Raw genomic sequence first — 20,559 nt, forward strand, 5'->3', positions numbered from 1 at the left:
AAATCTTACCCCGGTCGTACTTTTATATTGACAACCTCGCTTGCGTCGTGCGTAAATTTACCTCTGACGTAAATTTTGCTGGGGTGCACCGGCACCCGCACAGGACGAAGGGACAACCTTGACCGAGACCGATTACGACGGTGGAGCCGAGTTCGACCGCCAGGTCCGCAACCTGATCGACCTTGGGTACCCGGCGATATCCGGCCTCGACGCGGAACGGTTCAGCGCCCTGGTCGCGCCACTGCGCTCCCGCGCCGCCACGGCCCCCTCCGGCCCGTACGACCCGGAGGCCGGCCGCGTGCCTTTCCTGCTGGTCGTCACGCGGAACGTGGCACCGATCGAGGAGACGATGCCGCGCACCACCCTGCACGGCGGGCGCCTGCCCGGTTTCGTCGACCGCTCCTTCGAGCCCGGCTCCCTGGAACGGTTCGTCGCGACCAAGGAGACGGGCCTTCCGGAGCAGGACGCCTATCTGCTGTTCGACGTCGAACGCGGGGAGGAGTTCTGCGGCGTCGTACCCCACGACGCCATGAACGTCATTGCCGGGAGGAGCCGCACCCTGCTCACCATCGAGGAGGGAATCGCGCTGGTCACCCACTTCCCGCAGGCGCTCGTCAAGAACAAGTGCTTCTCCCTGGGCGGTTCGCGGTGCGGCGACCGCAGGGTTCCGGCGATCTGGATCAGCCAGAAGGCCCCGAAGCTCGGCTGGTGCTGGGAGGGCAACCCGCACACCTGGCTCGGCATGGCCTCGGCCGGCTCCCGGGCCGTGGGCGGCTAGGTCCCCGCCTCACCGGGGCCTCCGCCTCAGGCCTCGTCGAGCAGTTCCCACACCCGCAGACCGGGCGTCCGGGCCGCGCCGGCATGGCCGATGTCGTGCCGGAAGACGGTCCGGCCGTCCTGCCGCGCGTGATAGGCGCGGGTGACGGTGCGGCAGGCGTCGAAGACGAACATGGGGCGCTGGAAGAACGCGACGAGACTGCGGACCGGTGCTCGCACGGCGGGCCGCACGGTGTCGGCGGGCAGGGCGGGGTCGGTGACGGCGAAGAGGCGCTCACGGGCACTCGTCGCGAGCTCGATCATCTCGATGAACGACCACTGGTCGGCCACTTCGCACTGACTCCGGGAGAGGGTCGTCTCCCACTCCTGCGGCGCGAAGAGGTCCGCCCCCAGGTCGAACGGTTGCCGGATGCGGGCCTGTTCGCGGAACTCGTCCGACGGCAGGCGCTCGCCCTCGGTGAACTCCGCGAGGAGCTCCGGTGGGAGCGCGCCGGGCTGAGCGGCGAGGCTCTCGGGCTCGGCGACGCTGAGCACCCGCATGACGAGGCGGGCTCGGGCGGCGACGCGGCCCTCGGCCTCGTAGGCCAGGCTCAGTACGAGCCACTCCCCCGAACCACCGGTGGCCACCCGCACCCGGACGTCGAGCCAGGAAGCGTCCGCGAAGCGCAGGTCGGGCGCCTCGTGGTCGATGCGGGCGATGCGGACGACGACCGCGGTCCGATGCTTGTGCAGGAGGTGCGGGAACGGCGTCAGGTGCTCGGCCAGCCAGCGGGCGAACCCGTTGGCGGCCAGATCGAGGAGGGCCCGCGGCCGTAGTTGCAGTGGACTGAACTGAGTGGTGTACAGGGGCTCGCGGAAGACGGACTCACGGGCGGCGGACTCGCGGACGGCGGACTCACGGGCGTCATTCATCGCGTCAGCCACCCGCGATGGCGGTCAGGAATTCCACCTGGTCGGCTTCCTCCAGTGGCATGCCGAGATCCGGTCTGGCGACCCGTTCGCCGTTGAGGAAGAGCTGGTGGCTCCGGCGGATCTGCCCGTTCGCGTCGCGAAGGACCTGCCGGATCTGCGGGTGGCGGCCTTCGAGTTGTTCCAGGGCGGTACCAAGGGTGGTGGCCTCGACCTGGACGGTGCGCTCGTAGTTCACCAGACGCAGCATGATGCCGCTGAATCGGAGGATCACGTGGGACTCTTGCCTTTCTGTGCTGCACACATGCCGATGTTGATCTCGAGGAGGTCCTGGGTGCCCGCGCCCGCGAGAAGCCCGAAGGCCTCGCGCAGGAACATGCCGTAGCGGGGGTCGCCGTAGTAGGCGTGCCCGCCTAGGACTCGGAACGCTTCGTTCAGGACGGCCAGCGCCTGTTCGGTGACGTGGTGCTTGGCGGCGGAGACCACCGGGTCGAAGACGGGGTCGCCGTCTCCCGCGTCGAGCCGGGACAGTGCTCGGTGGACGATCGCGCGGGAGGCTTCGACGGCGACGTACATCCGGCCGACGGCCGCCTGCACATTGGGCAGGTCCATCAGCGTCTGTCCGTAGCGAACGCTGTCGCGGAGCCGTGCCACCGTGCCCTCCAGCAGGCGGCGCATCTGACCGGCCGTGAACGCCGCGATGGCGACGCGGCGGGCGTTCAGGTACTGCTGCGCGTGGCTCAACCCGTCGGCCGACGCGATGACGCGGTCGGCCGGGATCCGCACGTTCTCGAAGGTCACGGACGCCGCGCCGGCCGTCCGGAAGCCGGCGGCCTGCGCCGGGCGGACCTCGACGCCGTCCTCGTCCGACGCCACCAGGCAGGCCACCAAGTCGCCGTACTCGTCGGACGCGTAGGTGAGGAAGACGTCCGCGAGCAGACCGCCGGTGATGAAGTCCTTCCTGCCGGACAGCAGGAAGTCCGGCCCGGACGGGGTGAGCCGCGTGCGCATCGAGAGCAGATCCGTGCCCTCGGAGAAGGCCAGCGCGGGCAAGCACTCCCCGCGGCTGATCGGTAGCGCGTAGGTGTGGACGAGGTGGGTGCTGCCCGTCGCACACAGCAGGCTCGCGACACCTGTGTGGATGCTGACGACAACGGGGAACGCCGGGTCCGCACACAGGTACCCGATCTCCTCCAGTGCCCGCCCCCAGGTCACGGCGTCGGCGTCCTCGCCGGCCACGCCGGTGGGAAGCGGGAAGGCCTGCAGTCCCAGGGCACCGGCGTCGGCGAAGGCACGCCTGGGGACGGGGATGCCCTCGGCGTACCGGTCGACCGCCCCCTCCCCGATCTCCGCCAGCAGGTCGCCCCACCGCGACCGGACCAATCCGGCGACGTCGTCCTCGTTCACACGCATGGCGGAACTCTCTCCCCGTGCACGCTCGCCGTTGTCGCGAGCCACTGGCCTACGGCTCTCAGTGTGTAGTCACGTCACCCATGTGCACAGGGCGAACGACCGGGCGCCAGAGGTGCCGGCGCGGAGCCAGTTCCTCTCGCGCGCCGAGAGCGCGTTCGGGGGGCGCATGGTGATGCCTGCGCTTCTGGTGAGGGAGGGGGCGGGAGCGACCCGGCCGGCGGTCGGCGGCGACCGGCCGAGGAGAGGCTCTATCGCGAGCCGTTCACCAGGTATTCGGTGCGTCCCATCAGGCGAGCGCGCTGCAACGAACCCAGGAGCTGAGCGCGCCGAGCGTCGGCCTCGGTCACCCACCCCTCCCATTCGAGAGCCAGACACCGGTCGTGCTCCTCCGGGTCCAGCCGGATCGACCGGAACTCCGCATCGCTGATCGTGCCGCCGTCGAAGACGCACACGATCTTGCCGAGCGGCCAGCCCTTCTAGGCCTGGGGGTGCCGGTACTCGAGCAGGAGCAGGTTCATCGGCCCTCGCACCCGCAGCCCGGTCTCCTCTTCGGCCTCACGGAGCGCCGTGGTGCGCGGGTCCTCTCCGTCGTCCGAGTTCCCGCCCGGGAACTGCCAGCCCGTGCCCTCGAACACCGATTGCAGCATCACGGGCCGGTCCGGCCCCACCGTCATCAGCACCGACGCCGACACGGTGACCTTCGGCCGTGTCCGGACGTACTCGGCCGGCGCCATCGGTAGCTTCCGCTTCCCCATCTCGTGCCCTCTCCTTCGCTCGTGGCCTGCCACCACAGCCATGCCCAGAAGAACGGGCTGGATTCCGGGCGCGATCGTCTCCCGTCAGTCCTCGGCGCGTTGGGTGACCTGAGCGTCCGTGTGGTCGCCGAGGAACTCGTACCAGCGGCGGCGCAGGCACACATAGCGTGTGTCGGCTTCGACCAGGTGGAGGAAGTCGGCGACCGTCTCGGTCAGGCGCTGGTGCAGGGAGGTGTTCGTCAGGTCGCCGTCGTCCGTGAAGGCCTGGTGGGCGGCGGCGAGGCTGAACATGTCGGGGTAGAGGCGGGTGCCCAGGTGTTCGAGGGGGATGCGCAGCGACCACAGGCCGCGGTTGCCGCCGACCATGGACGGGGAGGCGGAGACGAGGAGGGCCTGTTTGTCCTTGAAGGGCTGGGGGCGGATGCGGGAGACCCAGTCGATCGCGTTCTTCAGGCCGCCGGGCAGGGAGGCGTTGTACTCGGGGGAGGCGATGACGAAGGCGTCACAGGCCTGGAGGCGGTCCCGGAGGGCGAGCGCGCCCTCGGGGATGCCGCCGGTGTCCTCGTCGTCGCCGTCGTAGACCGGCATGGGAAAGTCCTTGAGGCGGGCACGGTCGACGACCGCGCCCGCCTCCTCGATCAGCCGGGTGACCAGCGTGGCCAGACGCGTGTTCAGCGAGCCGGCGCGCAGCGAGGCGCCGAGGACGAGCAGGCGCATGGGCGGTGGTGCGGCACCGGCATCGGCAGTGGGTGTCATGGCAGGGCCTCCTCGTGCTCCCCGGCGCACACGCCGTGACGGTGCTCCGTTGGCCATGATGGCCGGGCAGCCTCCGGACGGCGAGTCAGGAAGCTCCGGACAGGCGTCGGGCACCCACCCGCCCTGCGCGCGTCCGGCGTGCCGGCGCCGGTGGGCAGTCCGTTGCCCACGCCTGGGCGGTCCGTTGCCTGGGCGGTCCGTTGTCAGTGGTCCCGTGCATCATCGACCCATGACTGAGAGCACCACCGACGCGCTGCACGCGCTCGCCCGCGAACACCTGCCCGCCGGGATTGCCGAGCGGTGGATCGGACTGCTGCGGCCGGGTCTGGGGCTGGAGAAGGCCAGCGATTCGAGCGCGGACACGGTCGTCGGCCGGCTCGGCGGGTTGCCGGAGCTGCCTGTGGGCGAGGAGTGGCCCGTGTGGGAGGGGCACGGTCCGCTGTCCTTCATCGCGTCCCTCGACTGCGCCGCACTCCCCTCCGCCGCTCTCGACATCGCCCTGCCGACGGACGGCACACTGGCCTTCTTCTACTTCGACGGGCAGCTGGACGACGGCCGGGCCGAGGTCTCGCCCTACGAGCCCGACAGCTGGGCGGCGGCGCGCGTGGTGTACGTACCGGCGGGGGTCCCTCTGGTCGAACGGGCGGCGCCGGCGGGGATCCGGCCCTACGCCGAGGTACGGCTGGCGGCACGCGTGGAGACGACGGCCCCTTATCCCTGGCATCCGGTGGTCTACCGGGAGTTCGCTCCGATGGCCGATGACCACCCTGTGTGGGACGAGGACTTCCGGGAGGCCCTGTGGGACCTCCCGGGTGCCGGGCACAGCGTAGGGGGTCATGCCGACCCGGCGCAGGACGACGTGGAAACGGAAGTCGCCTGTGGCGCGCTGGGCAACCCGCCGCGCAACGACCCCCGCATCAACGAGGAGGCGCTGCGCTGGGTGCTGCTCGCCCAGTTCGGCTCGGACGACGACGCCGGCATGATGTGGGGCGACTGCGGTTCCCTGTACTGGCTCATACGCCCCGAAGACCTCGCCGCACGCCGCTTCGACCGCGCCATGTTCACCTGGCAGTGCAGCTGATCAGCGGGTGCCCGCGTCGTCACCGTATCCGCACCGACGGCCCGCACGCAGGAGCGTCCGGTCGCCCGGTCTGACGGGCGGTGTGGTGGGCGAGAGCGGCGTGCGGGTCGTCTCCGACGGGGATGTGGTCGGTGTGCACGGTCGCGGCGGTCAGGTGCGGTACGGCGTGGATCAGGGCGTGCTCGGCGGCCACGGCGATGCGGTGGGCCGCGACGACGGTCAGGTGCGGGGCGACGACGATGTCGGCCTCGGCGCGCAGGGCGTGGCCGATCCACCGCATCCGCACCTGACCGGTGCCGAGTACGCCCTCCACGCCACGCAGGGCCGTGTGGGCGGTGGAGACGAGGCCGGGGTCGACACAGTCCATCAGGCGACGGTAGACCTCACGGGCGGCGGCCCCCACGACCGTCAGGATGGCGAACGTGATGAGCAGTCCGACGACAGGGTCGGCGGCCCGCCGGCCGAGGGCGGTGCCGCCCGCGCCCAGCAGGACGGCCAGCGACGTGAAGCCGTCCGCGCGGGCGTGCAGGCCGTCGGCGACCAGCGCCGCGGAGCCGATGCGGCGGCCGGTCCGGACGCGGTAGCGGGCCACCCACTCGTTGCCGGCGAAGCCGACGAGCGCCGCACCGCAGACCGCCCACGGATGGGCGATGTCGCGAGGGCTGAGCAGCCGGTCGACGGCCGTGTACGCGGCCAGGGCAGCGGACGCGGCGATGGTCACGACGATGACGACGCCCGCCAGGTCCTCGGCCCGGCCGTAGCCGTACGTGTACCGCCGGTTCGCCGCCCGTCGGCCGAGCACGAACGCGATCCCCAGCGGGACGGCGGTCAGGGCGTCGGCAGCGTTGTGGATCGTGTCGCCCAGCAGCGCCACCGATCCCGAGACAGCGACGATCACGCCCTGCACAGCGGCCGTGACGCCCAGGGCGGCCAGGGAGACCCAGAGCGTGCGCATGCCCTCCCGTGAGGTCTCCATCGCCGCATCGACCTTGTCGGCGGCGTCATGTCCGTGAGACCCGTATCCGTGAGGTCCGTGTCCGTGAGGTCCGTGTCCGTGAGGTCCGTGTCCGTGAGGTCCGTGAGGCGCGACGAGGTGGGCGAGCCGCTGCCGCAGGCGGGCCGGCCGGGAGGCATTCGGATCGTGCCGCTGGTGCGGTTTCCCCTCCATACACCTCACCGTGGCACATGGATTCGATTGCGGCTACAACCGTCATACGTCCGCTGAGCAGGTGCGATGCCCTCGCATTCCGGCTACGCCCTGCCCGTGGTCCGTCCCACGGTCGCGCGGAGGCGCTTCTTGTCCGGCTTGCCGATGTCGGTGAGCGGAATGGCGTCCACCACATGGACCGCACGCGGCACGTACATCGCCCCCTTGTGCTCCCTGACGAACTCCCGGACCAGCTCGCTCCCCACCTCGTGGCCCTCCGCCGACACGATCGCGGCGTGGACTTCCTCGTTGCCGTCCTCGCGGCTGACACCGAACACCGCGCAGCGCGCGACGGCGGGGTGGGTGAGCAGCAGTTGTTCCAGTTCTGCCGGATAGACGTGGCCGCCCACCACGACGACGATGTCCTTGAGCCGGTCGAGGAGGTAGAGGTATCCGTCGGCGTCGAGGCAGCCGACGTCCCCGGTGCGGATCCAGCCGTCGCGCAGGACGTGCGCGGTCAGCTCGGGCTGCTGCCAGTAGCCGCTCATCATCATCGGGGTGCGGACATGGATCTCGCCTGCTTCCCCGGGCGGCAGAACCGTTCCGTCGGCGGCGCGGATCTCGATGTCGGCACCGGGGGCGGCGCGGCCCGCCGTGGGGCGGCCGCCCGGTCCCGTCACGGCGTGCTCGTCAGGCAGCGTTTCGGCGATGTTGCCCGCCTCGGTCTGCCCGTACCAGCCGTGCAGGACGGGGCCGAAGGCCTCGTTCGCCTCGCGCAGCCTGCGCGCCGACACCGATGTCCCGCCGTAGAAGACGCGGCGCAGGGCGGATACGTCCGTCGAGGGGAGGTCCGGGTGGTCGAGCAGTTCGTACAGCAGCGGAGGCAGCAGCCACAGGTCGGTGATGTGCTCCCGCCCGAGCGCGGCGAGCACGTCGCCGGCGTCGAACGGGTGCTGGAGGACGACCGTGCCGCCGGCCAGGAGCACGATGTCGGCCACGATTCCCGCCATGTGGGCGAGAGGGGTGCAGACGAGGAGACGAGGCGGCCGCGCATCGGCCCGGCTCCTGTCTGCCCCGGTCTGGTCTGCCCGGATCCTGTCCGCCCGCTGGGTCAGCATGTGCCGGTAGGGGCCGTGTGCCATCTGAACGCCCTTGGGGATTCCGGTGGTGCCTCCGGTGAACTTGACGCACCAGTCGTCCTCCGGACGCACGGCGCCCGCGAACGTCTCGGGCGAGCGGGCCGCCGCGTGTGCGATCAGGTCCTCGCCGAAGGAGGCGGGGCCGAGGGTGAGGACGTCGGGGACGATCGGGAGGCGGGCGATCAGCGCCTCGGCGGCTGAGCGGGCGGCGGGGGCTACGAGCAGCATCGCCGTCCCGACACTGGTGACGATCCGCGCCTGCACCTCCGGAGCCATGCCCTCGCCGAGGAAGACGACACGGGCGCCGAGGAGGTTCGTCGCGTAGCGCGCGAGGAGCGCCTCGGGTTGGTTGCCGGTGAGGAGCGAGACGGTGCTTCCGCGGCCGATGCCCCGTGCCGCCAGCTCCGCCGCCGCACGCCGGACGCCGTCGCACAGCTCCCCGGCCCGTACCGTACGGCCCTCCGCCGTGATCAGCGCGGGCCGCTCGGGCGAGCTCGCGAGCACACGCAGGATCGTTTCCGCGTAACTCTCGTACCGTTCGTGCGCGTTCTCGGCCATGGGGCTTTCTCCTCTGTGTGGGCCGTGTGGGCTTGTGAGCCGTGTGGGCTGTGCGGGCGCGAATGCGGGCGTACGGGGAGGCTATGAGGGGTTCGTTCATGCGGTCCAAGACCAGTTCCGGCATGTGAAGATGCTCTTCTGGTTATGAGGGGTGGAGGTCACGGCGGATGGATCTGCTGTCGTTGCGCTGCTTTCAGGTCGTCGCGCGCCATGAGCACATCAGCAGGGCGGCCGAGGAACTGCGCGTCGCCCAGCCCTCGGTCAGCCGGACCATCGCACGGCTGGAAGCCGAACTGGGCGTGCCGCTCTTCGACCGCCGCGGCCGGCGCATCCGGCTCAACCAGCACGGTTCCGCGTTTCTGCACCGCGTCGAGCGCGCCCTGGGCGAACTGGAGGACGGCCGCCGGGAACTGGCCGAAGCGGCCGGCACGGAAAGTGACAGCGTGACAGTGGCCGCCGAGACGCTGCTGACCCTGACCGGACTGCTCGCCGGGTTCCGTGAGGCCCGTCCCGGCGTCGCCGTCCGGCTGCGCCAGTCGGCCACCGACTCGATGGCCTATCTGCTCCGCACCCGCGAAGTCGACTTCTGCATCGCCTCGCAGCCGCTCGCGGGGCCGACGCTGACGTCGGTGGAGCTGCTACGGGAGGACGTACTCCTCGCCGTGCCGGCCGGGCACCGGCTCGCCGGGCGGGAACGGGTCGAGGTGGCCGAGCTCGAGGGGGAACCCTTCATCGCGCCGTCCCAGGGGCACTGGCAACGCGTGCTGGCCGACCGTCTCTTCGCCCAGGCGGGGATCCGGCCCACGGTCGTCTGCGAGGGGAACGAACCGGGCGCCGTACTCGATCTCGTCGCCGCGGGGCTGGGCGTCACCCTGCTCCCGTCGATGGCGCGGGTCTTCGGTGGCCGCCCGTCGGTCGGCTGGGCGCGGCTGGAGGCGCCCGGCTGCCACCGGGTGCTGTCGCTCGTACGGCACAAGGACGCCTATCTCTCCTCCGCGGCCCGCGGCTTCGGCGACTTCGCCCTCCCGTACTTCCGCCGCCTTGCCGCGCAGGCCGCACACCGGAATCTCAGCGCTTGAGGTAGGCCAGCACGGCGAGGACGCGGCGATTGGTCTCGGGGGACGAGTCGATGCGGAGCTTGGCGAAGATGCTCGCGGTGTGCTTGGCCACGGCACTCTCGCTGAAGTGCAGGGCGCTCGCGATGGCCGCGTTCGACCTTCCCTCGGCCATGAGCTCGAGCACGTCGCGCTCGCGCGGGGTCAGGCTGCCTGTCGTGCCCCGGGCGTCGCTGCGCGCCAGCAGCTTGGCGATGACCTGCGGGTCCATCACCGTGCCGCCGCCGGCGACCCGGCGGACCGCGTCGATGAACTGGTCGGTGTGGGTGACCCGGTCCTTGAGCAGGTAGCCGACGCCGCCGTCGCCTCCGGCCAGCAGCTCGTTGGCGTACAGCTGGTCGACGTACTGGGAGAGGACGAGGACGGGCAGGCCCGGTCGCTTGCGACGGGCTTCGAGGGCGGCTTGCAGACCCTCGTCGGTGAAGGTCGGCGGCAGCCGGACGTCGACCACCGCGACGTCCGGCTCCTCCTCGACCAGGGCTTTCAGCAAGGACGGGCCGTTGTCCACCGCCGCCACCACGTCGCAGCCGTGCTCCTGGAGGGTGCGGACCAGTCCGTCCCTCAACAGGAAGAGGTCTTCGGCAAGGACAACGCGCACGGAATCTCCATCGTCACGGTGGTCGGCCCGCCCTGGGGGCTGTGCAGGGCGAGGGTCCCGTCGAAGGTAGCCAACCGCCGCCGGACGCCGAGCAGCCCGGTCCCCCGGGACGCGTCGGCGCCGCCGCGGCCGTCGTCGGTGACCGTGATCCGCAGCCATGCCCCCTCGCCTTCCGGAAGCGGTTCCTCCGAGCGTTCCAGAGCGATGTGGACGTGGACGTCGCGGGCGCCCGAGTGCTTCGCCGCGTTGGTGAGCAGCTCGCTGACCGCGAAGTAGGCGGCGGATTCGAGCGGGGAGGGGAGCCGGACGGGCAGTCGGGCGTCGACGTGGACGTCGAGGAAGCTGTCGAGGGCCAGGGACCGGACGGCGTCCCCCAGTCCCCGGTCGGCCAGGACGGGGGGATGGATGCCCCGGACCAGTTCGCGAAGGTCCTCCAGGGCCCGTGCGGAGGTCTCACGGACCTCCAGCAGCAGCTTGCGGGCACGGGCCGGGTCGGTGTCCAGCAGACGTGTGGCGCTGTCCAGCGTCATGCCCAGCGCCACGAGGCGCGCCTGCGCGCCGTCGTGCAGGTCCCGTTCGATGCGGCGCAGCTCGGCGGCCTGGACGTCCAGTGCCTCGGCGCGTGTGTCGGTGAGCTGCTCGATACGGCGGGCGAGTTCGGTACCGCGCGGCGCCGACAGCAGCAGTCGGCTCCACCGTGCGTGCGACCGGAGGACGGCGGGTGCGAGGCACGCGCCGCAGACCATGAAGGCGAGGCCCAGCAGCGCGGAGGCGAGCATCGTCGCCGTGCTGTGGACGGGGATGAACGCGTACCAGTTGCCGTCGTCGATGAGCCGCCAGACGAACGGCTGCACCAGCACCCCGAACGCCCCGTACTCGATGAGGGCGAGGGGCACGGCGACCAGGAGCCCTCCGACCACCGGCTCCGCCCAGGCCCACAGCAGATCGCGCCAGAACCCCTCGTCGGCGAGGACCGCCCCGGCCGCCGCGCGACCCTTCCGGGTACGGCCGACGGCCAAGGGTTCGGGCGGGCTGATGTGGACGCCCGCCCAGCGGGCCGCCCGTGAGCGGGAACGGTCGGACAAGGCGCGCAGAGCGGTGGCGGCGAGCGGGAGCAGCCGGAATCCGGCGCCGACCGGCAGCAGGAGCACGGCGAGGACCACGAGCGCGCCGACCGCGGACACCGCCACGGCCAGCAGACTCGCCAGCTGGCAGCGGCCGGCGGCACGGCAGGCGCGGGAGACCGCCGATATCACTGCGATATCCCTGCCGGTATCGCTGCCGATGTCGCTGCCAACCGCTGCCTCATCACTTACTGTCCAAGATCACATCGATCCTAGACGGTGCCCTCCTGCCCCAGAACAGCGCCGCCGGCAGGCATGACACTCCGAACAGCACCATGGGCAGGACCGCACCGGACTCCTCGTCCATGAACAGCAGCATGCCGAGGTTGATCAAGGTGTGGAATCCGCCGGCCCACAGCAGCCGGGACGAACGCAGCCGCTCCAGGGCCGTCCCCATCACCACCGACATCGACACGGCCCCCAGCAGGAATCCACCCGCGTAAGCCGGGTTCTGGGCGAAGACCTGCACGTGCCACACCCCCCAGAGGACCCCGACGACGATCGAGGACGTGAGCGGGCCGAACCGGGTTCGCAGCAGCGGCTGCAGAAAGCAACGCCAACCGATCTCCTCGCCGCACGCACCGATCAGCTGCGCCACGACGATCAGCGCGAACGGATGGTGCAGCTCGCTCGGGGGCGTGAACCGGACGTCCCCGGTGGCGATGCCACTGGCGGTGACGCAGCAGGTGATGATCAGCAGTGCGGTGGCGAGCAGGGGAAGTCCGCTGCCACGGCCCCCGCCACCGTGGCTGCTCCGGAAGGCCCCGGCGAGCAGCGAGCGGACACTCGCCGGCCGGAACAACGCGACGGCCGCCACCCCGAGAGCCGGCCCGAACTGGGTCAGCTGGACGACCTCCCCGGGTATTCCGGTCGCCGGTTGCACCGCGCCCAGCGCCCCGGCGCCCACGAACGTCACCGCGACGAACAGGACTGCGCCTGCGACGAACACGCTCGTCTTCGGCAGTACCCGGTGCCGGTCAGGAGAAGCTTCCCGTTTCCGTCGCTCGCGGTCCGGTATCACCGTGATCGGGTCGTGGTGGTTCTTCGCCATGCCGTTCAGCCCTCGTCAGTCGGTCGGATGCGCTGATCCGCTGTCGACGACGATGCCGGTCGAGGAGGCCACGGCCACTGCACCTGGCAACCGAGTGGGGGTGTACCCAGGTCCACCCCCCGGCCGTCAGTCGGGGATGTCGTCGCGGTCGTTCGGGCTGCCGACGGGGCGCCAGCTCTCGTGGGAGATCTCCCTGCAGATCAGGCCGTCGCGCAACTGGAAGGCGGCCAGCTTGCGGACGGACAGGCGCGTTCCGGTCGGGAAGGAGAGGCCGGGGATGCGGGTGTCGACGAGTGTGACGCGGAGCAGTTGGTCGTCGAAGACCCATTCCTCGGTGACCACTTGGCGCAGCCGGACCGCCGAGTGGATGGTCAGCGACCGGAAGAGGGCGCGGTAGTGGGCCTTGATCCGGTCCGTGCCGCGCAGGACGACGCCGCGGGAGGGCACCTCCCACACCACGTCGTCGGTGTAGAGGGCCATGGCCGCGTCGAGATCGCCGGCCTCCCGTTCCATGTGTGCCGCGACGACCTCCGCGTTCCTGCGGAGGATGTCCTCGCGCGTGACGGCCGTTCCTGGAGTCATCTGGGGCCTCCGGGTTCCCTCGTGGTGCGGCGACGGGGACTTGATCGGCGTACTCGAGGCGCCGGGTGCGAGCCGGGTGCGGGCGTCAGCGATGCGGGCGTCAGCGACATGCTAGGTCCGGTGCCCGCGGCGCCCCGAGCGCCGAACCGGCCATGCCGGGCGGTCCGTCGGCCGGGTTGGTGGGTTTGGCTACGGTGGGCCCATGGAGATCTGGATCAATCCCGCCTGTTCGAAGTGCCGCAGCGCCGTTTCACTGCTCGACGCGGAGGGCGCCGGCTACACCGTCCGGCGCTACCTCGACGACGTTCCGAGCGCCGAGGAGATCCGTGCGGTGCTCGGCCGGCTCGGGCTGGAGCCGTGGGACATCACACGGACGCAGGAAGCGGAGGCCAAGGAGCTCGGGGTCAAGGACTGGCCCCGGGAGCCGGGTTCGAGGGACCGGTGGGTGGAGGCACTGGCCCGGCATCCGAAGCTGATCCAGCGGCCGATCATCACGGCGGACGACGGCTCGGCGCTGGTGGCACGCACGGAGGAGGCGGTACGGGAGGCCCTGGCACGGTCGGGCGGCCGCTAGGGCCTGTCGTCAGCGGACGGATGCGCTCACCTCGGCACGTGACGGGCGAAGAACGACCGTACGAGGTCGCGCACGGCGGGCACGGTGACGCGCGGGTCGGCAGGGCCGACCATGGCGGCGCGCCCGTCAGCGGTCATCAGGCCGGCCTCGTGGAGCTGGGGGACGAGTGCCGCGTAGTCGGTGAAGACCCAGTGCCCGGTGTCGTCGAGCTGCCGGCGGGCGACCGGGCCGGCGTGTGCGAGGAGCGCTGCCCAGGACCGGTCCAGCCGGGCGTCGCGGAAGCCGTCGGTGCCGGCCAGGAGCAGCGGGCGGTCCGTCCTCTGCCGGGCCACCGGCAGGAGTTCGCCGTCCATCTGGTCGAGGTATCCCTCCAGGTTGACGGCGGCGGCGATCCGCCGGTCCTCGTGGAGCGCCTGTGCGGCCGCGGTGCCGCCCGCGGAGTGCCCGTAGACACCGACCCGGTCGAGGCCGAGGGCGTCGAGGACGAAGCGGAGGTCGGCGACCCGGGTGTCGATCATGGTGCGGAAGGTGGCCGCGTCGGGCGGGCCCTCCAGGACGGTAGGACGGACCCGTTCGCGGCCCGGCCGTTCGTTGGGGAACTCCACCTCGGCGGCGTCCCCGGGGTGGTCGACGGTGAGGACCGTCCAGCCGTGCGAGGCGAGGTCCACCGCGAGGGAGCTGCCCATCGTGCGGGCGTCGCCTCCTCCGGGGCTGTAGAGGAGTACGGGACGGCGGCCGGGCAGGGGCGGGGCGCCGGCACGGGCATGGGTGAGGGTGGCCGCCCAGTCGACTCCGGCCGCCGGGAGCGGCGGGTGGATCGGCTGGGCGACGGTGGTGAAGTGTGCGGCGGCGTCCGGGGTCATCTGCGGGGCACGCGGAAAGCCGCGGCCGGGGACGGCCGGCCGCAGGACGGTGAGCATGAGCTCGCGTACGCCGATCCGGGGCTTCCACGGATCGTTGCGGGAGCTGTCGATGAGGTGGAGCGTCCTGGCGCCGACCGGGTAGGGCCCGCTGGGGGCCGGCAGACGCAGGATCGGTGCTGCGGCGTGGGCGGTGGCGGAGGCCGGTACGGCGCCGAGCAGCGGCACGGCGATCCCGGCGAGAGCGCCCTTGACGAGGGAACGGCGGCCGGGCGTGAAGGAAGAAGTCATGGACGGCATCCTGCGGGCGGGCACCGCGCCGGGGCGAAGCTTACGGCCTGGACCGAAAGGCTGGCGGGCGGCGGGGGCTGCCGCTCGCCTCGCGGTGAACCGCGCCTGTTGTCCGTCACTGCGCCGGCCCGGCCGCCCGGGTGAGCCGAGGCAACGCCACATCTGGCGCCACATTTACATCATGACGACTTGTCATGGCGCCACTATGGCGCCATGATGGCGTCGTGGACCTCACTCCGTACGTCGACAATCTCCGCCACGAGCTCGCGGTCGCCGCCGATGCGGGCGGCGACGAAGCCCGCGCCCTGGCCGAGCGGCTCACCGCGCCTCTGGAGTCGGCCGCCCGGATGACTCTGCTGGACGCGCTGTCCGCCGCCATGGACGAGGTCACGCGCGATCTCGCGCCGGGCTCGGTCGACGTACGGCTGCGCGGGACCGACCCCGAGTTCGTGGTGACGCCGCCGGCCCCGGAGGCGTACGGGCGGGACGACGAGCCCGCGAGCATCCCGGCGCCCGCACCTCCGGCCGTCGCGGACGGCGACGAAGGCGGCGCGGCACGCGTCAACTTCCGCCTCCCCGCCTACCTCAAGGCCCGGATCGAGGACGCCGCCGGACGGGAGGGCCTGTCGGTCAACGCCTGGCTGCTACGGGCCGTCGCCACCGCCCTGGAGCCCGGCAATCCCGCCCGTCCGGCCGGACCCGGCCGACACCGGGGCCGGCAGAGCCACACGGGCTGGGTCCGCTGACGCGGACCGGCCCTCCACACCACTTCTTCTGCCTCACCCGCTCCACCAGCGGGAACACACTTCACATCGGAGGACCCCATGCACACCGAACCGTCGACGCACCCCTCCCGGCAGGCCACCGCCACCGCGGCGGGTCCGCTCTCCGAGCCGGTCCAGTTACCGGTGACCCGGCCCGCCGGCTGCCCGTTCGACCCGCCCGCCGAGCTGGCACAGCTGCGCGAGCGGCGGCCGCTCAGCCGGATGCGCTACCCCGACGGGCACATCGGCTGGCTGGCCACCGGCCATTCCGTGGTCCGGGCGATCCTGGCCGACCAGCGCTTCAGCTCGCGGTACGAGCTGATGCACTATCCGTTCCCGGACGGGCCCGCGGAACAGCTGCCGCCGGCCCCGATCGGCGACCTCACCGGGATCGACGCACCCGAGCACACCCGCTACCGGCGGCTCCTCGCGGGGAAGTTCACCGTCCGCCGGATGCGCGAGCTCACCGCGCGCGTCGAGCAGATCACGGCCGATCACCTGGACGCCATGGAGCGCCAGGGTCCGCGCGTGGACCTCGTGACGGCGTTCGCCCAGCCCATCCCCGCGCTGGTGATCTGCGAGCTGCTCGGCGTGCCCTACGCCGACCGCGAGATGTTCCAGCGTCACTCGGCCACGCTGACCAGCATGGACTCGAGCCTGGAGGACATGGGCGCCGCCATGACGGGGTTGCACGAATACATGCGCGAGCTGGTGCTCGCCAAGCGCGCCGCGGCCACCGACGACCTGCTCAGCGACCTGACGCACGGCAGCGACCTCACCGATGACGAGCTCAGCGGCATCGGCGGCTTCCTGCTGGGGGCCGGCCTCGACACCACCGCCAACATGCTCGCGCACGGCACCTTCGCCCTGCTCAGCAACCCCGGCCAGCTGGCCGCGCTGCGCGCCGACCCCGGCCTCGCCGACCAGGCCGTCGAGGAGCTGATGCGCTACCTGACCATCGCGCACACGGGGATACGGACGGCGCTGGAGGACGTCGAACTGGACGGACACCTCATCAAGGCGGGCGAGTCGGTGACCCTCTCGCTCCAGGCCGCCAACCGTGACCCGGCGCGCTTCCCCGACCCCGACACCCTCGACCTGAGCCGCAAGGCCACCGGGCACCTGGGCTTCGGGCACGGCATCCACCAGTGCCTGGGCCAGCAACTGGCACGCGTCGAGATGCGGGTGGCCTGCCCGGCGCTGTTCAGGCGGTTCCCGACGCTGCGGCTGGACGTGCCGCCGGAGGAGGTGCCCCTGCGGCATGACATGAACATCTACGGCGTCCACAGCCTGCCGGTCGCCTGGGACCAGGCGTAAACGGCTGGGACGAGCTGTAACGGCGGGGCAAGCTGTGACGGCGGGGACTTTCGGGGCCAGTGAGCGCTGTAGTGAAATGAGTGGAACTAGTGGATCTCATATCCGCGTCCTGAGCAATGTCCTTCCTGCCGTAGCGAGAGAGAAGAACATGATCCAGGAAACCACCGGTGCACGCCTGTCCCGCCGTGCCATACTCGCCCTCGGTACCGGGACGGCGCTGGCCGCCGTCACGGCGACCGCCGGCACGGCCCACGCGTCGGCGCCGGGCGAGGACGCGGTCTGCCGGCGACTGGCGGAGCTCGAGCGGGAGTACGACGCCCGCCTCGGCGTCTTCGCGCACAACGTGAGGACGGGCCGGACGGTCCGCTACCAGGCCGATCAGACATTCCCCATGTGCTCGGTGTTCAAGACGCTGGCCGCCGCGGCCGTCCTGCGCGACCTCGACCGCGACGGCGAGTTCCTCGCCAAGCGCGTCCGGTACACCCAGAAGGACGTCGACGACGCCGTCTGGGCGCCGGAGACGGGCAAGCACGTCGCCGACGGGATGACCGTCGCGGAACTGTGCGACGCCACGATCACCCAGAGCGACAACGCGGCGGCCAACCTCCTGCTCCGCGAGCTGGGCGGCCCGACCGCCGTCACCCGCTTCTGCCGCTCGATCGGAGACCCGAGGACCCGGCTCGACCGCTGGGAGCCCAAGCTCAACTCGGCCGAGCCGTGGCGCGTCGAGGACACCACCAGCCCCGAGGCGATCGGGCGCACGTACGCCCGCCTCGTGCTCGGCAACGCGCTGTCCCCCCGGGACCGCGAGCGGCTCACCGGGTGGCTGCGCGCCAACACCACGAGCACCAACCGCTTCCGCAAGGGCCTTCCCGCCGACTGGACACTCGGCGACAAGACCGGCGCCGGCGACTACGGCACCAACAACGACGTGGGCATCGCCTGGACTCCGGACGGCTCCCCCGTCGTGCTGGCGGTGCTCACCACGAAGCGCACCCAGAAGGCCAAGGCGAACGACGCCCTGATCGCCGACACGGCCGGGCTGCTGGCGAAGACGCTCGGCTGACACACCCCCGCGGGATCACCCGCCCGGTCCGTACCGTTCGCCGCCCGGCACCCGCCCGGCTACGTTCGGGGAAGTCGATCAGCTACCCGAGGAGAGCACCGATGACCGGCCTCGTACGCAAGAGCTTCGATTCGCCCGAGGAAGTCCGTCCCTTCGAGGAGGGCAAGGGGAAGCTGGAACTGGTGAATGTCGAAGCCGGCGCGGTGGGCAGGGCCACGTTCGAGCCCGGCTGGCAGTGGTCGAAGCACGTCAAGCCGATCGCGGAGACCAGGAGTTGCCAGGCGTCCCACCGGGGCTACTTCGTCTCGGGCCGGATGCACGTCGTGATGGACGGCGGCCAGGAGGAGGACTTCGGGCCGGGCGACTACATGCTCTGTCCTCCGGGCCACGACGCGTGGGTCGTCGGCGACGAGCCGTGCGTCTTCGTCGACTGGCAGGGCTTCGCCGACTACGCCAAACGCTAGGCGATACGGATAAGGAGAGGGCGGTCATGCCGCCCTCACACCAGGCCGCTCCCCCGCACCAGCAGCAGGCCCACGTCCAGCGCTGCCACCACGACCGCCGCGGCGAAGGGCGCCCTGCCCCAGCGGCGGTCGAGTGCGGCTCCCGACAGCGCCGCCGACGCCGCGACGGCCACGGCGACCTGCCCTGCCGCGTCGGCCGCGCCCCCGGGGCCCAGGGCCAGGACGGCGGTGGCCGCGACCAGGGGTACGGGCAGGCAGCGGCGCGTGCCCCGCGTTCCCAGCCGCTGGGGCAGACCCCGTACACCGGTGCGCAGGTCGTGGCCGATGTCGGGGAGGACGTCCGCCAGGTGCGCGCCGATGCCCAGCAGCGCCCCCGCCGTGACGGCCCACCAGGCGGGCCACGGCCGGCCGGGCAGCCCGAGGGCGACGAAGGCGGGCAGACTCGCGAAGCCCACGGCGTACGGGAGCCAGGACCAGGCGGTGGACTTCAGCCGCAGGTTGTACGCCCAGGCCGACGCCACTCCCGTCAGATGCACGACGCCCGCCATGGGGCCGCAGGCCAGGGACAGCGGCACGCACAGCGCGCCCGCGGTGAACGCGGCGCGCCACACCGCCTCCTCGCTCACCCTTCCGGAGGCGACCGGCTTGTCCCGTCGTCCGGTACGGGCGTCACGGCGGGCGTCGACGGCGTCGTTGGACCAGCCCACCGACAGCTGGCCCGTGAGCACGGCGGCGCCGGCCAGCACACAGCGGAGGGCCGACTGCCCGGCTGTCGCGGCGAGCGCCGTCGCGAGCGCGGTGACGGCGGCCACGGGGCCCGGGTGGCAGGCGCCGGCCAGCGCGACGGCCGGGAGGCCGGCACGCCGGTCGGTCCGGCCTCCGGCGTCCGGCGGGCGCTGGTAGGTCTCCACCGGACGATCGTAAGCAGCGGGGCGCGAGGCGGCGGTCCACGCGCTCGGCGCGGCCGCCGGACGGGCGATTGGCGATATCGCGGTGCCCTCCCGGGGCAGATGTAACCGATGTAGCGGATGCGGCAGCTGTGGTGGACGCAGCAGCCGTTGGGCAAGCACCGGGGCGGACAGCACGAAGAGGGATCTCCGAGGCGGTGGACGCATGACGACCCGGATCGCAGCCGTCCATGGCGTCCTGGCGCCGCACCGCCACGCCCAGGACGAGATCACGGACATGGTCGCCGGTCTGTGCCTGCCGCCCGGGGGCGACCGGAGCGTGCTCGACCGGCTGCACCACAGCGTCGGGGTCCGCACGCGGCACCTGGTGCTGCCTCTCGACCGGTACCCCCGGCTCGAGGGGTTCGGCGCGGCCAACGACCTCTTCATCGACGCCGCCACCGAACTGGGCGCACAGGCGGTTCGCGGCGCGCTGCGCCGCGCCGGGCTGCTGCCCGAGGACGTCGACGTGCTGATGTTCACCTCCGTCACCGGCATCGCCACCCCCTCCATCGACGCCCGGCTCGTCGGACGCCTCGGCCTGCGGCCGGACGTCAAACGGCTGCCGGTCTTCGGGCTCGGCTGTGTCGCGGGCGCCGCCGGTATCGCCCGGTTGCACGACTACCTGCGCGGCTGGCCCGAGCATGTGGCGGTCCTGCTGTCGGTGGAGCTGTGTTCGCTCACGTTCCAGCGCGACGACGCCTCCGTGGCCAATCTGATCGCCACCGGGCTCTTCGGCGACGGGGCCGCGGCCGTGGTGGCGTGCGGCGCCCGGTGGCGGCCGCGACGGCCGCGTCCGCGGCCGGGCGTACCGCCGGCCGTACCGTTGGTCGTGGCGACCCGCGGCCGCCTCTATCCCGGCACCGAGGGCGCCATGGGCTGGCGCATCCAGGACTCCGGCTTCCAGGTCGTCCTCGACCAGGCCGTTCCCGATGTGGTCCGCCGTCATCTGGCCGAGGACGTCCGGGGCTTCCTCGGCGAGCACGGTCTCAAGCCCCAGGACGTGGCCGCCTGGGTCTGTCATCCCGGCGGCCCGCGGATCCTGGGCACGGTGGCTGAGGTCCTGGACCTGCCCGAGGAGGCGCTGGAGATCACCTGGCGCTCGCTGGCGGAGATCGGCAACCTCTCCTCCGCCTCGGTCCTGCACGTCCTGCGGGACACGCTGGACCGGCGGCCACCACCGCCCGGGTCCACCGGGCTGCTCCTGGCGATGGGCCCGGGTTTCTGCTCCGAGCTCGTCCTGCTGCGCTGGTAGACGGGGAAAGGGGAAG

Annotated in this window: 23 protein-coding genes; 9 read left to right on the forward strand and 14 right to left on the reverse strand. The window is 71.9% G+C overall.

Annotated features, from left to right (window positions below; genetic code table 11):
* The first annotated feature begins 118 nt into the window (after positions 1-118).
* A complete protein-coding gene (locus tag ACIG36_RS16310; protein ID WP_399927434.1) occupies positions 119-778 on the forward strand; it encodes a DUF5701 family protein in 660 nt (219 codons plus the stop codon).
* Between the two features lie 26 nt (positions 779-804).
* Here the strand turns inward: ACIG36_RS16310 and ACIG36_RS16315 are convergent, their stop codons facing one another.
* From ACIG36_RS16315 to ACIG36_RS16340, 6 genes are all read right to left on the reverse strand, one after another.
* Complete coding sequence (locus tag ACIG36_RS16315) at positions 805-1,689, reverse strand: hypothetical protein (RefSeq protein WP_399927437.1); 885 nt, start codon at positions 1,687-1,689, stop codon at positions 805-807.
* Between the two features lie 4 nt (positions 1,690-1,693).
* Complete coding sequence (locus tag ACIG36_RS16320; RefSeq protein WP_399927440.1) at positions 1,694-1,960, reverse strand: MoaD/ThiS family protein; 267 nt, start codon at positions 1,958-1,960, stop codon at positions 1,694-1,696.
* Positions 1,957-3,099 (reverse strand): acyl-CoA dehydrogenase family protein, encoded by a 1,143-nt coding sequence (locus ACIG36_RS16325; protein ID WP_399927443.1) that lies wholly within the window; start codon positions 3,097-3,099, stop codon positions 1,957-1,959. The genes ACIG36_RS16320 and ACIG36_RS16325 overlap by 4 nt, the downstream gene beginning before the upstream one ends.
* Positions 3,100-3,347: 248 nt before the next feature.
* On the reverse strand, positions 3,348-3,551 hold the full coding sequence (locus ACIG36_RS16330; protein WP_399927446.1) for a hypothetical protein: 204 nt from the start codon (positions 3,549-3,551) through the stop codon (positions 3,348-3,350).
* Positions 3,552-3,575: 24 nt separating this feature from the next.
* Positions 3,576-3,854, reverse strand: coding sequence for an NUDIX hydrolase (locus tag ACIG36_RS16335; RefSeq protein WP_399927449.1), 279 nt, complete (start codon positions 3,852-3,854; stop codon positions 3,576-3,578).
* 84 nt (positions 3,855-3,938) lie between these two features.
* Positions 3,939-4,610 (reverse strand): NADPH-dependent FMN reductase, encoded by a 672-nt coding sequence (locus ACIG36_RS16340; protein ID WP_399927452.1) that lies wholly within the window; start codon positions 4,608-4,610, stop codon positions 3,939-3,941.
* 229 nt (positions 4,611-4,839) lie between these two features.
* Between ACIG36_RS16340 and ACIG36_RS16345 the strand changes: the two genes are divergently transcribed.
* Positions 4,840-5,691: a YwqG family protein gene (locus ACIG36_RS16345; protein WP_399927454.1), complete on the forward strand. Its 852-nt coding sequence runs from the start codon at positions 4,840-4,842 to the stop codon at positions 5,689-5,691.
* Positions 5,692-5,710: 19 nt separating this feature from the next.
* On the opposite strand, the gene ACIG36_RS16350 is transcribed toward ACIG36_RS16345, so the two are convergent.
* Complete coding sequence (locus ACIG36_RS16350; RefSeq protein WP_399927457.1) at positions 5,711-6,859, reverse strand: cation diffusion facilitator family transporter; 1,149 nt, start codon at positions 6,857-6,859, stop codon at positions 5,711-5,713.
* 83 nt (positions 6,860-6,942) lie between these two features.
* Positions 6,943-8,535: an AMP-binding protein gene (locus ACIG36_RS16355; protein ID WP_399927460.1), complete on the reverse strand. Its 1,593-nt coding sequence runs from the start codon at positions 8,533-8,535 to the stop codon at positions 6,943-6,945.
* A gap of 167 nt (positions 8,536-8,702) precedes the next feature.
* On the opposite strand from ACIG36_RS16355, the gene ACIG36_RS16360 reads away from it, so the two are divergent.
* Positions 8,703-9,614 carry a LysR family transcriptional regulator gene (locus ACIG36_RS16360; protein WP_399927463.1) on the forward strand — a complete coding sequence of 304 codons (912 nt, stop codon included), beginning with the start codon at positions 8,703-8,705 and terminating at the stop codon, positions 9,612-9,614.
* Here the strand turns inward: ACIG36_RS16360 and ACIG36_RS16365 are convergent.
* The 4 genes from ACIG36_RS16365 to ACIG36_RS16380 all read right to left on the reverse strand — a co-directional run bounded on the left by ACIG36_RS16365 (position 9,604) and on the right by ACIG36_RS16380 (position 13,005).
* Positions 9,604-10,248 (reverse strand): LuxR C-terminal-related transcriptional regulator, encoded by a 645-nt coding sequence (locus ACIG36_RS16365; RefSeq protein ID WP_399927465.1) that lies wholly within the window; start codon positions 10,246-10,248, stop codon positions 9,604-9,606. The two genes, ACIG36_RS16360 and ACIG36_RS16365, sit on opposite strands and share 11 nt — an antisense overlap.
* Positions 10,212-11,504, reverse strand: coding sequence for a sensor histidine kinase (locus ACIG36_RS16370; RefSeq protein ID WP_399927467.1), 1,293 nt, complete (start codon positions 11,502-11,504; stop codon positions 10,212-10,214). The genes ACIG36_RS16365 and ACIG36_RS16370 overlap by 37 nt, the downstream gene beginning before the upstream one ends.
* A gap of 52 nt (positions 11,505-11,556) precedes the next feature.
* Positions 11,557-12,423, reverse strand: a complete 867-nt coding sequence (locus ACIG36_RS16375) for a lysostaphin resistance A-like protein (RefSeq protein WP_399927470.1) — start codon at positions 12,421-12,423, stop codon at positions 11,557-11,559.
* Positions 12,424-12,549: 126 nt separating this feature from the next.
* Positions 12,550-13,005: a nuclear transport factor 2 family protein gene (locus ACIG36_RS16380; RefSeq protein ID WP_399927472.1), complete on the reverse strand. Its 456-nt coding sequence runs from the start codon at positions 13,003-13,005 to the stop codon at positions 12,550-12,552.
* 202 nt (positions 13,006-13,207) lie between these two features.
* Between ACIG36_RS16380 and ACIG36_RS16385 the strand changes: the two genes are divergently transcribed.
* Entirely contained in the window at positions 13,208-13,579 is a 372-nt protein-coding gene (locus tag ACIG36_RS16385; protein WP_399927475.1) for an arsenate reductase family protein, read from the forward strand.
* 26 nt (positions 13,580-13,605) lie between these two features.
* Here the strand turns inward: ACIG36_RS16385 and ACIG36_RS16390 are convergent, their stop codons facing one another.
* Positions 13,606-14,730, reverse strand: coding sequence for an alpha/beta fold hydrolase (locus ACIG36_RS16390; protein WP_399927478.1), 1,125 nt, complete (start codon positions 14,728-14,730; stop codon positions 13,606-13,608).
* A 224-nt stretch (positions 14,731-14,954) separates the two neighbouring features.
* Here ACIG36_RS16390 and ACIG36_RS16395 point away from each other — a divergent pair, with 224 nt between their 5' ends.
* The 4 genes from ACIG36_RS16395 to ACIG36_RS16410 all read left to right on the forward strand — a co-directional run bounded on the left by ACIG36_RS16395 (position 14,955) and on the right by ACIG36_RS16410 (position 18,341).
* The gene (locus ACIG36_RS16395; protein ID WP_399927480.1) at positions 14,955-15,476 is read left to right on the forward strand and encodes a hypothetical protein; all 522 of its coding nucleotides are present in this window, start codon (positions 14,955-14,957) and stop codon (positions 15,474-15,476) included.
* 78 nt (positions 15,477-15,554) lie between these two features.
* Positions 15,555-16,811 carry a cytochrome P450 gene (locus ACIG36_RS16400; RefSeq protein ID WP_399927483.1) on the forward strand — a complete coding sequence of 419 codons (1,257 nt, stop codon included), beginning with the start codon at positions 15,555-15,557 and terminating at the stop codon, positions 16,809-16,811.
* 148 nt (positions 16,812-16,959) lie between these two features.
* Entirely contained in the window at positions 16,960-17,877 is a 918-nt protein-coding gene (gene bla / locus ACIG36_RS16405; protein WP_399927485.1) for a class A beta-lactamase, read from the forward strand.
* Positions 17,878-17,978: 101 nt separating this feature from the next.
* Complete coding sequence (locus ACIG36_RS16410; protein ID WP_399927488.1) at positions 17,979-18,341, forward strand: cupin domain-containing protein; 363 nt, start codon at positions 17,979-17,981, stop codon at positions 18,339-18,341.
* A gap of 35 nt (positions 18,342-18,376) precedes the next feature.
* On the opposite strand, the gene ACIG36_RS16415 is transcribed toward ACIG36_RS16410, so the two are convergent.
* Positions 18,377-19,252, reverse strand: coding sequence for a UbiA family prenyltransferase (locus ACIG36_RS16415; RefSeq protein ID WP_399927490.1), 876 nt, complete (start codon positions 19,250-19,252; stop codon positions 18,377-18,379).
* A gap of 202 nt (positions 19,253-19,454) precedes the next feature.
* Between ACIG36_RS16415 and ACIG36_RS16420 the strand changes: the two genes are divergently transcribed.
* Entirely contained in the window at positions 19,455-20,543 is a 1,089-nt protein-coding gene (locus ACIG36_RS16420; RefSeq protein WP_399927492.1) for a type III polyketide synthase, read from the forward strand.
* Positions 20,544-20,559 lie beyond the last annotated feature (16 nt).

Source organism: Streptomyces sp. NPDC053048 (assembly GCF_044547045.1).
Lineage (GTDB): Bacteria > Actinomycetota > Actinomycetes > Streptomycetales > Streptomycetaceae > Streptomyces.

What these genes read in the sequence shown, in the direction of transcription:
- ACIG36_RS16340 (WP_399927452.1), bottom strand. Translation starts at nt 4,610, where the DNA reads ATGACACCCACTGCCGATGCCGGTGCCGCACCACCGCCCATGCGCCTG.
- ACIG36_RS16355 (WP_399927460.1), bottom strand. Translation starts at nt 8,535, where the DNA reads ATGGCCGAGAACGCGCACGAACGGTACGAGAGTTACGCGGAAACGATC.
- ACIG36_RS16380 (WP_399927472.1), bottom strand. Translation starts at nt 13,005, where the DNA reads ATGACTCCAGGAACGGCCGTCACGCGCGAGGACATCCTCCGCAGGAAC.
- ACIG36_RS16325 (WP_399927443.1), bottom strand. Translation starts at nt 3,099, where the DNA reads ATGCGTGTGAACGAGGACGACGTCGCCGGATTGGTCCGGTCGCGGTGG.
- ACIG36_RS16375 (WP_399927470.1), bottom strand. Translation starts at nt 12,423, where the DNA reads ATGGCGAAGAACCACCACGACCCGATCACGGTGATACCGGACCGCGAG.
- ACIG36_RS16360 (WP_399927463.1), top strand. Translation starts at nt 8,703, where the DNA reads ATGGATCTGCTGTCGTTGCGCTGCTTTCAGGTCGTCGCGCGCCATGAG.
- ACIG36_RS16350 (WP_399927457.1), bottom strand. Translation starts at nt 6,859, where the DNA reads ATGGAGGGGAAACCGCACCAGCGGCACGATCCGAATGCCTCCCGGCCG.
- ACIG36_RS16390 (WP_399927478.1), bottom strand. Translation starts at nt 14,730, where the DNA reads ATGACTTCTTCCTTCACGCCCGGCCGCCGTTCCCTCGTCAAGGGCGCT.
- ACIG36_RS16420 (WP_399927492.1), top strand. Translation starts at nt 19,455, where the DNA reads ATGACGACCCGGATCGCAGCCGTCCATGGCGTCCTGGCGCCGCACCGC.
- bla (WP_399927485.1), top strand. Translation starts at nt 16,960, where the DNA reads ATGATCCAGGAAACCACCGGTGCACGCCTGTCCCGCCGTGCCATACTC.
- ACIG36_RS16385 (WP_399927475.1), top strand. Translation starts at nt 13,208, where the DNA reads ATGGAGATCTGGATCAATCCCGCCTGTTCGAAGTGCCGCAGCGCCGTT.
- ACIG36_RS16315 (WP_399927437.1), bottom strand. Translation starts at nt 1,689, where the DNA reads ATGAATGACGCCCGTGAGTCCGCCGTCCGCGAGTCCGCCGCCCGTGAG.
- ACIG36_RS16345 (WP_399927454.1), top strand. Translation starts at nt 4,840, where the DNA reads ATGACTGAGAGCACCACCGACGCGCTGCACGCGCTCGCCCGCGAACAC.
- ACIG36_RS16410 (WP_399927488.1), top strand. Translation starts at nt 17,979, where the DNA reads ATGACCGGCCTCGTACGCAAGAGCTTCGATTCGCCCGAGGAAGTCCGT.
- ACIG36_RS16400 (WP_399927483.1), top strand. Translation starts at nt 15,555, where the DNA reads ATGCACACCGAACCGTCGACGCACCCCTCCCGGCAGGCCACCGCCACC.
- ACIG36_RS16335 (WP_399927449.1), bottom strand. Translation starts at nt 3,854, where the DNA reads ATGGGGAAGCGGAAGCTACCGATGGCGCCGGCCGAGTACGTCCGGACA.